The organism is Type-F symbiont of Plautia stali, assembly GCF_059731105.1.
In genome coordinates, this window is record NZ_AP035910.1 from 182,552 (window position 1) to 195,747 (window position 13,196).

Sequence of the window (13,196 nt, forward strand, 5' to 3'; positions counted from 1 at the left end):
AAGAGTGACAACTTCAGGTCAATGAACGGCCCTTACGGGATATTATAGTGGCGGTAAGCGAAACGGCACCCGAATTTTTCTGATAAAGCCGCCGCGATTTATCGGGCAGCTTTTCCCATCTCCCTCTTCCCGGCCTCTCCGGCACCGATCATTTCCTGAAAAAACCGGCATCATCTGTTAACAAAATCTTGCAATGAAAATCGCAATGCGTATATTTCTCATTTGCTTTAAAGGTTTATCACACCCGCCTCAGGCGCACAGGGAAAACGTTTCTGGTTCCTCAAACCAAAAGCAGGGCAGCGATGTCCGCAGGATGCACGGTCGTGACAGTGGCAGATAAAAATCATAAAGATAACTGAGGAATAAATGAACGCATTTGAATTTCAGCGTGCCGGGGAAACGGGCGCGACGGCTTCGCACCGCCTGTTCCGCCTCTCCCTGCTGGCTGCCCTGGTCGCCACCTCACTGGGACAGAACGTGGCCCGCGCCGCAGAAAGCGCGGCGCCCGCCGTCAGCGATGAGCAGACCCTCACCGTCAGCGCCTCTGCCGATGACGGCGTGACAACGTCACCTGCCACCGATTACAGCGTACCGGTTACCCGTGCAGGCACAAAAATGCTCGGTACCGTGCGGGATGTGCCACAGTCTGTCAGCATCGTCAGTTCGCAACGGATGGCTGACCAGCAACTGCAGTCGCTGGATGACGTTCTGGCTAACACCACCGGTATCCGCGGCGTCAGTGTCGATATGGATCGCACCAGCTACTACTCCCGCGGCTTTTTGATCGACAACTATATGGTCGATGGTATCCCGACCGCGTTTGCCGAGCGCTGGAATCTGGGTGACGCGCAGACCGACATGGCGCTCTATGAGCGTGTTGAAGTGGTGCGCGGGGCAACCGGTCTGCTGACCGGTCCGGGCAATCCCTCGGCCGCCATTAACATGGTGCGCAAACATGCGGATAGCAAAACGTTCGGCGGCACCGTCTCCGCCAGCTACGGCAGCTGGAACAAACAGCGTTATGTGGCCGATCTCTCGGCACCGCTCAGTAACAGCGGCAATGTCCGTGGCCGGCTGATCGCGGGCTGGCAGGATAACAACAGTTTCATTGAGCGCTACGGCGCTAAAAAACAGTTTATCTATGGCGTGGTTGATGCCGACCTGACCGACTCTGCCACGCTCTCGGTCGGGTATGAGTTCAGCCAGGTTAACACCGATTCCACGATGTGGGGGGGCGCGCCGCGCTGGTATACCGACGGGACGCAGATCCACGCCCGTCGCGGCTATAACACCGCGCCTGACTGGGCCTACAACGACAAAGAGAACCGCAAGCTCTTCGTCAACCTGAAACAGGACTTCGCTAACGGCTGGAACCTGACGCTGAACGGCACGCACAATGAGATGCGTCTGGACAGTAAGCAGATCTATCTCGATGGCTTCTTCGATCGCAACAGCGGCGCGGGTGTTTCCTCCTATGCCAACTACCCGGTGGTGGGCGGAACCGGCTACAACACCGGCAAACGCAAGGTGGATGCGGTCGATGCCTTTGCCAGCGGACCGTATGAGCTGCTGGGACGTCAGCATGAGCTGATGGTGGGCGTCAGTTACAGCCGTCAGGATAATAAATATTTCAGTACGTTTGAGAACATCTCCCCTGAATCGCTGGGCAACTTCAACGATTTCAACGGCCAGTATCCGGAATCGGCATGGACACCGCGCCTGCCGGCCAGCGATACACAGCTGGTGCACCAGAAGTCGACCTATATGGCAACCCGTTTGTCGCTGGCCGATCCGCTGCATCTGATCCTCGGCGCCCGTTACACCAACTGGAATCGCGAAACACCCGGCGGTGAGATGGAGAAGAACAACACCACGCCGTATGGCGGTCTGATTTATGACTTCGCCGAAAACTGGTCTGCCTACGCCAGCTACACCTCGGTATTCCAGCCACAGGATTATCGCGATGTCAGCGGGGCGTACCTGTCGCCGGTGATCGGCAAAAACTATGAGGCCGGTCTGAAATCAGACTGGATGAACAGCCGCTTCACCACCTCACTTTCCGTGTTCCGCACCGAACTGGATAATGTCGGTGAAGCCACCACGCAGATCGTTCAGGGTTCCGGCGATGTGGCCTATATTGGCCGCAAAGGGGTGGTGAGCCGCGGCGTGGAGTTTGAGGTCAACGGCGCATTAACCGATGACTGGCAGATGACCTTTGGCGGCACGCGCTACATCGCAGAAAACCGCGATGGCACGACGTTCAATCCGCAACTGCCGCAGACCAGCTTCAACCTCTTCACCAGCTACCGTCTGCCTGCTCTGCAGGCGCTGACGCTGGGCGGCGGCGTCAACTGGCAGACCCACATCTGGAACGATGTCGGTGCGCCGGAAGGCAATGGCACCTGGCGGGCGCGTCAGGGCAGCTACGCGCTGGTTGATCTCTTTGCCCGCTATCAGGTGAATAAAAATCTGTCGCTGCAGGGTAACCTGAACAACCTGTTCGACAAGGCGTATGACACCAGCGTCGCCAGTTCGGTGGTCTACGGCGAGCCGCGTAATTTCTCGATCACCGCCAGCTACACCTTCTGATCGCACTCCATGAAAACGCCTCAGACGGGGCGTTTTTTTTCGGATCATGCCGCCTTCAGGCAAAACGCAGCGCCAGATTAAAGCCCTCTCCGGACGCCACGACAATCGCCTCAGCCTGCTCGTGGAACAGAATATTCCCTGCCAGCAACGCGTTTTTCACCAGGGCGAGATCCGTTGTGGCAAACCCCAGCGCCACCATCCGGGCGCTGCCATCATAATCCTCCGGCAACGGGCCGAAGCGCTGTTGCGCATAGTCAGCGGAGGCAAAGCGTACCGTGGCAGCCCCGGCGCGCAGCACGAAAGCGCCTTCCGGACAGGCGAGAACCTTTGCGGCACCAAAAAGCCGGCTGTAGACCTGCGCCGCGTGCGCCGGGTCCTGCGCGACGATGACAAACTCACTGATATTCTGCACCCCATTGGGATGTTGATGCCAGGCGGGCTGCCACACCGTGTCCGGCGTCAGATGCTGGCAGAAAAAGGATCGTCCATTGGGGATCAGTGAGGCACGCAGCCGCACGGTCCGAAAGTGCGCTTCACTGACCGAGCCATCCGGCAGGGTCACCGGCCGCCAGAAGGCAGCAGGCGGATCGCCATCCAGATCCTGTCTTTCCAGGTGCAGAAACTCACTCTCTGCATCGCTGCTTTTCCACACCAGTCCGCTTAGTCCCAGCGGTGAATTCCACAGGTCGGCACGCTGGCTGCCTTTGCCGGGCTCATAGCCGAGCAGCTCCAGATAATTTTCGCCAAAAATAGCCAGATGATTGCTCGATCCCAGCGAGTGGTGGCCCCGCTCGGTGAGCTGAAAGCCGAGCCGCCGGAAGCGGGCGCTGGCGTTATCCAGCTGGTCGGCCACATTAATGACCGCGTGGTCGAGAACCGGTTGCGGCACCGGAACAGCGATCGTCGTACGCTTTTTTTTCGTCATTGCGCTACCACTCTCTGCAGCGCGCGCGGCACCAGCCGGGTAAAGTACGCCACGGCCGGGCCTATCAGCGCCTCATCCGGATCAAAAGCGGCGTGATGCAAACCATACTCGCTGGCACTGCCGATGCTGACAAAGGCGCCCGGCACCTGTTGCAGGTAGAAAGCAAAATCTTCGCCACCCATCTGTGGCGTCTCCGCCTGTTCAGCGAGATAGCCGCTCTCGCGGGCGACGTCCAGCGCCACCTCCACCCACGCCGGGGTATTGATCAGCGCAGGCGGGCCAGCCGTCCACACCAGTTCTGCGGTCGCGCCAAATCCGCCAGCAATACCCTGAATCAGCGCCCGGATGCGATGCGGGATCTGCTCGCGGATCGCGCTGTTGTGGGTGCGCACGGTTCCCTCCAGTTCGACAGTCTGGGGCAGCACATTCCAGGTATTCCCGGCGGTAAAGCGCGTGACGCTCAGCACGACGGTTTCCAGCGAGCTGAACACCCGACTCGGCAGGGTCTGCAGGGCCGTCACAATATGGCTGGCCACCACAATAGAATCGATGCCCTCCTGGGGGCGGGCAGCATGCGCGCCTTTGCCCGTAACGCGGATCACAAAGCGATCCACATTGGCATAAAACGCGCCCGGGCGGCTGCGCAGGGTGCCCAGCGGCAGGTCGGGGGCATTATGCAGGCCAAATATCGCCTTCACACCCTTCAGCGCACCCGCCGCGATCAGCTGCTGCGCGCCATCGAAGGTCTCCTCAGCAGGCTGAAACAGAATCCGCACCCGGCCTGGCAGCGTGCTTTCCTGCTGCTTAAGCTGCAGGGCAACGCCCAGCATGACGGCGCTGTGAACGTCATGACCGCAGGCGTGCATCACACCCGGCTGCCGGGATCGCCACGGGCGGTCGGTGATCTCCTCAATCGGTAGCGCATCTATGTCAGCACGCAGGGCGATGAGCGCTTCACCGTGACCCATTTCTGCCACCACGCCCGTTTTCAGCCCCAGCGGCAACAGCCGTATCCCGGCCTCGGTCAGCCAGCGGCTAAGGCGTTCCGTGGTGGCAAATTCATGATTCGAGAGTTCAGGATGCTCGTGCAGTTCACGCCGCCACTGCACCAGCTGTTCGGTTAAAGGCAATGTCATGGTTATCCCTGTGTTTCCGGCAGAAAAGGCTCGCCCGGCGTCAGCATCAGGCGACTGGCCCAGGCAAAAAAGGTTGGACATGAATCAGAGCAGGCAGGGAGAGCATGGCGCAGGGTGAAATAACGTCTTCATGATAAATTCCTTTGTTATTAATTGCCTCAGCAGGCGGAATCATCATCGAATGACGCAGGGCGCAGATAAAGAAACGAATTGGTCAAAGCTTATCTGAAAAAAATAAATGCGGATTGCTGTCAGCTTCTCATACCAGTCGAATCATCCGCCACTCTCTATGATAGTGGTTTTAATTGTGCATATTTTGTTCGTAGTTAACAGATAACCCTATCCCGATGGAGTTTCTATGAATAATCTGCATGTTGCTATCATTGGTGCAGGCGCAACCGGCGTGGCCGCGTTTATTGCCCTTGTCCGACAGGGAGCCTGCAAACGCATTACACTGCTGGATGCGTCGGGGCCCGCCATCGGGCAGGTTTATGCCAGTCAGCATCCGGAACTCCTCTGTAATACCTCTGTTGAATTAATGTCTCTGTTACCGCCGCACTATCACGATTTACTTCATTACCTGCATGAGCATACAAATAACGAGATTACGCTGGCAGATTTTGTTTCCCGTAAAATCATCGGAGATTATATTCAGGATCGATATACCCGTTATCTCTCGCTGGCTTATCAGCAGGGCATAAGCGTCTCCTTTATCAGGGATGCGGGGAAACAGATTATGCGTCAGCCGGGCGGTGATTATCTGATCGAAACCCGGCAGAGCGGCACCATTACAGCCGATGCGGTAATCGTCTGCACCGGTTACACGCATCCCGCGATTCCTGAGGCCCTGGCATCCTATCAGGGCGATCCTCTGTTTTTTGCTTCACCCTATCCGGAAAAACTGATGCTGGAAAAGATCCGCCCGGATAGTCATGTCCTCATCGTGGGAACACGGCTCTCCGCGATAGATGCGGCATTAGTTCTTTGCCGACAGGGGTGCCGGGTCAGCCTGGTTTCTCCCTCCGGCGACCTGCCGGCGGTGCGCTCTGCCGTCATGCTCAGACCCATTCAGGCTTCGCGACTCGCCTGGCTTACAGACAGCGCGGTAATCAGTGAACAGGTCAGGCCGGACATCAGAAAATGGGTGATCCGGCTGCTGGCTCACGCCTCTGCGACCTCCCTCAGAGAGCAGTTTGTCGCAGAGGCGGAGAGTATCCAGCGACTGCGGGAAGAGAGTGAACTGGCGCGTCAGGACAAAACGGAATGGCAGTACAGGATTGTCGGAATGATTAACGCGATCAATCAGCATTCGCACACACTCCCCGAGGCGGTTAAGCACTCCCTGAGCGCCTTTCTGCGGGCAACGGGACGCTATATCAGCGCGATGCCCTTAAAGAATGCCGAAAAATTGCTTGGTTATGTTGATAGCGGGTTATTAAGCGTTGAAAAGCTGAGGGCTGACTCTCTGCAGAAATCAGATTCGGGCTGGACCCTCAGCAACCCGCAGGGCGAAATCACACACTTTGACGCCCTTGTCTGTGCCACCGGCTACGCACCGCCCACACATTCGATGACCCATAATGGGCTGATCCTCTCGGATGCCCGTGACGCTTCAGCCGCACCGCCCCGGCTGAATAACCATTTGCAGCTGCATCTGGCCCACAAGGTGTCGCCTGAATCTGTCTGGCTGGCAGGCATATCAACGCATCTGTCCGTCCCGGTGGTGAATGCGCTGTTTGTCGCGGTCGAACAGGTGAACAGAATTGCACAACAAATCAAAAGATTATAAGGATTGAGTGACTGCGTTGTGATGAGGTCAGAGCAAGAGGCCTGCGTCCGGCCCCTTACCCTGACGAGACGCTACTCAGTACAGAGTGCCTGCTGGCGACACTGACTTTCGCGCAGAAACGCGCTGACCAGAACGAGCCACAGCAGACCGCAGGTCAGATTCACCAGGCTAAAGCCGCCGGTGCCGAAGCTGAAATAAGCCGTTTTCGCGGCTTCAATGCCCAGCGCAATAATCAGGATGCTCACCATGCCCAGCAGTGCCGCGACGCTGCCTTTTCCGGCGCTGCTGGAAAAGAGCGTCATACGGTAAAGTCCGGCGTTAATCAGCCCGGTGCCGAAGCCGTAGAGACTCATTCCGGCAGTGAGCCACAGATAGCTTTGCGGATTCAACAGGGTGGCAACCACCGCAACGGTCAGTCCGCAGACTACTGGCCAGGCACCCAGCTTTACCGGCTGTTCAATCGGCAGACGGCTGGATAAACGGCCCAGCGTCAGGTTGCCCGCAATCATCGCGGCAAAGACCGGCAGCTGAAGCAGGGCATAGTCGATGCGGCTCAGTTGCGCGCCGTGGATCAGGATGACGGGTGAAAGCGCCACCCAGGCAATGCAGGGGACGCTGACCAGTCCGATAGCCAGTGAACCGCGCATCACCTGACGATCCTTCAGCAACCCCGCGTAACCGCTGATAATCGATCGCAGCGACAGCGCTTTTTGACGATCGCCCGCCGTTTCAGGCATGGCATACCAGAGCCCGGCCAGCGCCAGCGCCGCAACAGCGCCAATCAGCCAGAATAGCGTGCGCCATTCTCCCACGGTCAGAAACGCCGCGCCCGCCAGCGGCCCGGCCAGCGGAGCCAGCAGGGCGACGTTGGCCATCAGCGCCATCATTTTGATGCTGAGCGACTCAGTAAACGCCTCCTGGATCGCCGCATAACCCACTGCACCGATGAAACAGAGGCTGATCCCCTGCAGGAAGCGCAGCAGAACGAACTGCTCAATGCTATGTACCCAGTGCGTTGCGATGCAGGAGAGCATAAAGAAGGTCACGCCACCGATCAGCACCGGACGCCGTCCGATGCGGTCCGAGAGCGGGCCAAGCAGCCACTGCAGCAGGATGCCACCGGCCAGGTAAGCAGTCAGGGAGGTGGAGACCCACTCCGGCCCCACCTTAAACTCCTGAGTCACCAGCAGCATCCCGGGCTGGATCATGTCATGGGCGATATAGGTCGCAAACTCAAACAGCACCAGCGACAGGGGAAAGATCAGATGCCGCCGGGTCAGCTTTGCGACCGGAATAAAAGAGGACATTACAGATTCCTGCGATAACTCATTAAAAAAAGGCGGCCACCCAGGTGACCGCCTGACCATTACGTGACAGGGTAACGCTTAGCGCCAGCGCGCGATCGGGTTGACCAGGGTGCCGGCAAATTTCAGGTTTTCCGCCGGGTCGGTGAGGTTGATCATCTGCTGGTTGTTGGCCAGCTGCAGGCGGTTGAGGCAGGAACGGGTGAACTCTGGCGCAAACATGTCATAGCGCGCAAACTTCGTCGCCAGCTGCGGGTGCGCCTGCTGATAATCCTGTACGCATTCCGCTACCGACTGCCAGAACTGCTCCTCAGGCAGTGTGCCTGACTGGTCGAGAATCGCGCTGATAAAGCGGAAAATGCAGTCAAAGACGTCGGTGAAGATCGACAGCAGTTTGAGCTCCTCCGGCACATCCACCGCCAGTCGCTGCACACCTTCCGGCAGCACGGCATCCGGGTTCATCACCGCGATCTCCTCGCCGATATCCTTCATATAGGCGCTGACCGGTACGTTGTTCTCCAGCAGCATAATCAGGTTTTCGCCGTGCGGCATAAAGACCAGGTCATGCTGATAGAAGCAGTGCAGCAGCGGACTGAGGTAGCAGGTCAGATAGCGGTCAATCCACTGCTTCGCGGGTAAACCGGAATCGGCAATCAGCGCGGGCAGCAACGCCTGCTGATGGTGATCGACGTGCAGGAACGAGGCCATGGTCATCAGACGCTGACCGGGTTGCAGGCTGGCCGCCGGATTGTCGCGCCACAGGGCGGCAAACATCTTCTTGTAAGCGGAGTCGCCTTTAATCGCCTGCTCGTAATAGCGGTTGTGATAGCCGACCGAAGCAACTTCGCGCAGGATGCGGAAATCGCACTTCTTCAGCCAGGCATCGCCTGTCACCAGCTGCTCCAGCCAGCCGTTGATAGCCGGTGTGGTCGCCATGTAGTAGGGCGACAGACCGCGCATAAAGCCCATGTTCAGCACCGAAAGCGCGGTTTTCACGTAGCGCTTTTCCGGCTGACTGCGGTTGAAGAAGGTGCGGATGGACTGCTGCGCCTGATAGGCGTCGTCGCCCGTGCCGAGCCAGACAATATCGTGATTCGCGATGTCCGCGGCGAAAACCGTCAGCAGTTTGTTCTGCCACTGCCACGGGTGCACCGGCATCAGGATATACTCCTCAATCGCCAGCCCTTTTTGCTCCAGCTGTGCATTAAACTGCTCAACGGTGCTCTGGCCCAGCTCATCACGCAGCAGCTGCTCGTAACTCAGCTCGCTCAGGCTGGCGAAATGGGCATTGCGGCGGTGGACCGCGACCCAGATAAGGTGAACCGGCGCGGCGGCTTCGGGTGCATAGGCCAGGTAGTCCTGCGCATCAAAGCCGATGCGGCCGTTGTTCGCGACAAAGCAGGGATGCCCTTCGGTCATGGCTGCTTCAACGGTCTGGAAATCCGCGGAGACCAGCGCCTGACTGTCCGGATTGTGCTTCTGCAGCTTATAGACAGCGCTGCAGAGGGTGCTGCTGATCTCTTCCATGTAGGTAGCCAGCAGCGCCTGGGGAATGCCGATCTCCCCGTTGAACTCCACGATAAACTTCAGCGCATCCAGCGGCAGATCATGGCCATTCTCCTGCTTGCGCAGCGAACCCGCGTCAATCTCCCAGTGATCCAGCGCCAGCCGCGCCGCGCGGAAATGGTAGCTCGCCTCGCCACCTGGCACCGCCAGCTGATAGCTGCCGTTGCCGGATTCCTGCGGCGCGATGATTTTTTCATGCGCAAACTCGGCAATCGCTTTGCGGATCAGCATGCGGTTTGCCTGCGCCCAGTTGTCGCCCGTCAGATGCGTGCCGTTCATCAGTGAAGAGGGGGTGGTCATAGTCTGCGACTCCTGCAGTAACGCGTGTTGATAATCTTCCCGCTGGCAGAAGGCCAGCCAGGCGGTTTTATGGCCCAGGTCGAGGGTATGCTGATAGCGGAAACCGGCACGCCTGTTCAGAAGGTGGATCTTCTCGTTGCGCACGTCCGGCTCGACCACCACGCGGTTCACTTCGGGACGGCTGAACATATAGTCCATCACCAGCGAAAAGACCTGCCAGCTGAACGCGCGGATCGGCTTGCTGGCCGGGGCAATCAGGATGTGCATGCCGTAGTCATCGGGCGCAGCCGGGTAAAATTTTCCAATCTCATCATCACAGGCGCGATAGCACTCAATCAGACAGATCGGCTGATCGTTGCAGCAGCCAATCAGTGCCGCTTTGGGATCCTGTGCCGTCAGTGTCTGATAGAACGCCGCAACCTGCTCCAGGCTCTGCTGCTGCATGCCCCAGAAGCGCGCATAGTCGCGGGTGACCCAGCTGTGGATGAGCGGCGCATCGCTGGCCTGCATCGGCCGGAGGGTGAACAGACCCGCGGGACGGCGGGCGCTGAACAGGACAGATGAACTCATTTCAGCGCTCCGTTTTAGCCGGGAAAGTCTGGAAGGCGATCTGACGCTCGATCGGGTAAACCTCGCGTCCGGTCAGTTCGCGCAGCAGCACCGAGTTGCGGTAGCAGGCCATCCCCAGATCCGGGGTGACAAAGCCGTGGGTGTGTAGCTCGGCGTTTTGGACAAAGACCTGATTGTGATGGTCGATGCTGTAGTTGCGCTGCACGTCGTAGCGACCTTTCTCATCCCAGCGCAGACGCGCGGTGATCCCCTCCAGAAACATCGGTGGCCGATAGTGATAGCCGGTTGCCATCACCAGCCCTTCGGTGCGGCGGGTAAAGGTACAGTCCTGCTCCTCCTGATGCAGCGTCAGCTCAAATTCCCCCTCCGGCAGCCAGCGCATCGCGGTCAGGGCCGAGTGGGTGAAGAGATTGACGTTCAGATCGCCATCGAGCTGTTTAACGTACATCAGATCGTAAATGTCATTAATCAGGCTGCTGTTGATCCCCTTGTAGAGGTTCTTATGCCGGGCATTGAGTTCGTCGCGGGTGCTGGCAGGCAGGGCGTGGAAGTAGTCCACCCACTCCGGCGAGGTCATCTCCAGCGTCAGCTTGGTGTACTCCAGCGGGTAAAAGCGCGGCGCTCGGGTGATCCAGTTGAGCTGATAACCAAAGCGATCGATATCGGTCAGCAGGTCATAGTAGATCTCCGCTGCACTCTGACCGCTGCCCAGCACGGTGATCGACCGCTTCTGCTGCAACGCGGCTTTGTTCGCCAGATAGTGACTGGAGTGGGTCAGGCGCTGACGATGCGGGTGACTGCACTCCGGCATCCAGGCCACCGGGCCGGTGCCGAGAATCAGATGACGCGCCTGATAACGCTGTTTCTCGCCGCTGCGGGTCTCACTGACCTCCAGCTGATAGAGGCCGGAGGCCTCATCGTAGCTGACATACTCGACGTGGCTGTTCCAGCGCAGATTCGACAGCTTTGAGCTGGCCCACTGGCAATACTGGTTGTACTCCTTGCGCATCAGGAAGAAGTCTTCCCGGATGTAGAACGAGTAGAGTTTCCCCTTCTCCTTCATGTAATTAAGCAGGCTGTACGGGCTGGTCGGATCGGCCAGCGTCACCAGGTCAGCCATGAACGGGGTCTGCAGATGGGCGCTTTCCAGCATCATGCCGGTGTGCCAGTCAAATCCCGGATTCTCATCCAGGAAAAGACCATTCAGACCCTCAACCGGCTCACTCAGGCAGGCGAGACTCAGGTTGAAAGGGCCGATGCCGATGCCAATAAAATCGTATACAGGACTCTTCATTTTTCACATCTCTCCCTGGTTCGCCGCGCGCAGCGCAGACGCCCGGACCTGCTCGCGGCCATAGTGCGCAATCAGGCTCAGCACATCTTCGAGGTCGGCAGGGGTCGTGGTCGGATTTAGCAGGGTAAATTTCAGGTACTGACGGCCGTCGACTTTGGTGCCGGCAATCACAGCATTTCCGGAGCGGAACAGCGCTTTGCGGATCGCGGCGTTGATTTCGTCGATCTGCGCATCACTGGCGTGTTTGCCCGGTACGTAGCGGAAAATCTGGGTGGTCAGCTCCGGGGCGTGCAGCACTTCGATAGATGGGTGATCGCTCAGCAGCTGATGCGCCGTCTGCGTCAGCGCGATCAGGGTATCGAACGCCTCACCCAGCGCCGCCGGCCCCATGACGCGCAGCGTCAGCCACATTTTCAGGGCATCAAAACGGCGGGTGGTCTGAATGCTCTTGTTGACCAGATTTGGCGTCCCTTCCTGCTGGGCGCTGAGCGGATTCAGATAGTCGGCATGGTGGGTGACATGCTTCAGGTTCTGGCTATCCCGGACGAAGAAGGCCCCGCAGCTGACGGTCTGGAAGAAGGATTTGTGATAATCGACGGTGACGGAATCCGCCCGTTCAATGCCGTTCAGACGTGAGCGATGCTGCTCAGAGACCAGCAGCCCGCAGCCATAGGCGGCGTCAACGTGCATCCATAAACCGTAATCGTCACAGAGACGGGCAATTTCCGGCAGCGGATCGATGCTGCCAAAATCGGTGGTGCCGCTGGTGGCTACAACCGCAATCGGGATCAGCCCTTCGCTGCGGCAGCGCTCAATCTCCTGCGCCAGCAGGGCCGGGTCCATGCGGAACTGCTCGTCGTGATCGATAGCGATCACCGCATCGTAACCCAGCCCCAGGATCGCCATCGACTTCTGGATGCTGAAGTGGCTCAGCTTCGACGTAAAGACGCGCCACTTCGGAGCGGTCTCTGGCAGGCCGCGCTGCTTAATCAGGTGACCGGGATGATGCGCCGCGCACCAGCTGTCACGCGCCAGCAGCATCGCCATCAGATTCGACTGGGTGCCGCCACTGGTGAAGATCCCGTCTGACCCGGCGGGCAGGCCGATGCGGCCCAGCGTCCAGTCGATCACCTTCTGCTCAATGAGGGTGCCGCCTGCGCTCTGATCCCAGGTATCCACCGAGCTGTTCACCGCCGCCATGATCTGTTCAGCCATCAGCGAAGGCAGCACAACAGGGCAGTTGAGGTGCGCCAGATATTTCTGGTGATGGAACCAGACGGCGTCACGCAGATAGAGCTGACTCAGCTCCGCCAGAGCGTCATCGTTGTTACCCAGAGGACGGTCAAGATCGACATCGCTGAATTCCGCCGCCAGTTCATGAGGCAGGATGCCGCTGAACGGCTTCTCAACACCGGTGACGGTGCGGGTCATCAGCGCCAGCACCTCCTGCGTCTGCTGCGACCAGGCAGCCAGTTGCCGATCGTTGAAAATCGCCGTTTCGGCCGTGCAGGCAGTGGAGGCCGGTTCGAAGTCCTGTGCCGATTGAATAGATGAGCGTAAAAGCATGTTCAGTTCCTGTGCGTTAAAACCATAACCCTGCCGACCTGAATCAGCAGCGTGGGATATCCGCTCAAAACTCCAGTAAACATAAAAATGACTAACCAGATAAAAGCCCTGACAATCCTGGGGACCAGGGTTTTCATCCTGAAACAGGTAAATACCG

Annotated in this window: 8 protein-coding genes; 2 read left to right on the forward strand and 6 right to left on the reverse strand. The window is 58.5% G+C overall.

Features of this window, described 5'->3' with window-relative positions:
* Positions 1-366: 366 nt before the first annotated feature.
* Positions 367-2,589: a ferric-rhodotorulic acid/ferric-coprogen receptor FhuE gene (gene fhuE, locus AC6I7A_RS20365; RefSeq protein ID WP_058958205.1), complete on the forward strand. Its 2,223-nt coding sequence runs from the start codon at positions 367-369 to the stop codon at positions 2,587-2,589.
* Positions 2,590-2,644: 55 nt separating this feature from the next.
* Here the strand turns inward: fhuE and AC6I7A_RS20370 are convergent, their stop codons facing one another.
* Together AC6I7A_RS20370 and AC6I7A_RS20375 are read right to left on the reverse strand one after the other, a co-directional pair.
* Positions 2,645-3,490 (reverse strand): VOC family protein, encoded by an 846-nt coding sequence (locus AC6I7A_RS20370; protein ID WP_058958204.1) that lies wholly within the window; start codon positions 3,488-3,490, stop codon positions 2,645-2,647.
* Positions 3,491-3,510: 20 nt separating this feature from the next.
* Positions 3,511-4,650 carry an amidohydrolase gene (locus AC6I7A_RS20375; protein WP_058958203.1) on the reverse strand — a complete coding sequence of 380 codons (1,140 nt, stop codon included), beginning with the start codon at positions 4,648-4,650 and terminating at the stop codon, positions 3,511-3,513.
* 358 nt (positions 4,651-5,008) lie between these two features.
* Between AC6I7A_RS20375 and AC6I7A_RS20380 the strand changes: the two genes are divergently transcribed.
* On the forward strand, positions 5,009-6,439 hold the full coding sequence (locus AC6I7A_RS20380; RefSeq protein WP_058958202.1) for an FAD/NAD(P)-binding protein: 1,431 nt from the start codon (positions 5,009-5,011) through the stop codon (positions 6,437-6,439).
* A 71-nt stretch (positions 6,440-6,510) separates the two neighbouring features.
* On the opposite strand, the gene AC6I7A_RS20385 is transcribed toward AC6I7A_RS20380, so the two are convergent.
* From AC6I7A_RS20385 to AC6I7A_RS20400, 4 genes are all read right to left on the reverse strand, one after another.
* Positions 6,511-7,746, reverse strand: a complete 1,236-nt coding sequence (locus tag AC6I7A_RS20385) for an MFS transporter (protein ID WP_058958201.1) — start codon at positions 7,744-7,746, stop codon at positions 6,511-6,513.
* Positions 7,747-7,824: 78 nt separating this feature from the next.
* Positions 7,825-10,179: a GNAT family N-acetyltransferase gene (locus AC6I7A_RS20390; RefSeq protein WP_058958200.1), complete on the reverse strand. Its 2,355-nt coding sequence runs from the start codon at positions 10,177-10,179 to the stop codon at positions 7,825-7,827.
* Position 10,180: 1 nt separating this feature from the next.
* Positions 10,181-11,473: a lysine N(6)-hydroxylase/L-ornithine N(5)-oxygenase family protein gene (locus tag AC6I7A_RS20395; RefSeq protein ID WP_058958199.1), complete on the reverse strand. Its 1,293-nt coding sequence runs from the start codon at positions 11,471-11,473 to the stop codon at positions 10,181-10,183.
* Positions 11,474-11,476: 3 nt separating this feature from the next.
* Positions 11,477-13,039, reverse strand: coding sequence for a pyridoxal phosphate-dependent decarboxylase family protein (locus tag AC6I7A_RS20400; protein ID WP_058958198.1), 1,563 nt, complete (start codon positions 13,037-13,039; stop codon positions 11,477-11,479).
* Positions 13,040-13,196: the final 157 nt, after the last annotated feature.

What these genes read in the sequence shown, in the direction of transcription:
- AC6I7A_RS20400 (WP_058958198.1), bottom strand. Translation starts at nt 13,039, where the DNA reads ATGCTTTTACGCTCATCTATTCAATCGGCACAGGACTTCGAACCGGCC.
- AC6I7A_RS20380 (WP_058958202.1), top strand. Translation starts at nt 5,009, where the DNA reads ATGAATAATCTGCATGTTGCTATCATTGGTGCAGGCGCAACCGGCGTG.
- AC6I7A_RS20395 (WP_058958199.1), bottom strand. Translation starts at nt 11,473, where the DNA reads ATGAAGAGTCCTGTATACGATTTTATTGGCATCGGCATCGGCCCTTTC.
- AC6I7A_RS20385 (WP_058958201.1), bottom strand. Translation starts at nt 7,746, where the DNA reads ATGTCCTCTTTTATTCCGGTCGCAAAGCTGACCCGGCGGCATCTGATC.
- fhuE (WP_058958205.1), top strand. Translation starts at nt 367, where the DNA reads ATGAACGCATTTGAATTTCAGCGTGCCGGGGAAACGGGCGCGACGGCT.
- AC6I7A_RS20390 (WP_058958200.1), bottom strand. Translation starts at nt 10,179, where the DNA reads ATGAGTTCATCTGTCCTGTTCAGCGCCCGCCGTCCCGCGGGTCTGTTC.
- AC6I7A_RS20375 (WP_058958203.1), bottom strand. Translation starts at nt 4,650, where the DNA reads ATGACATTGCCTTTAACCGAACAGCTGGTGCAGTGGCGGCGTGAACTG.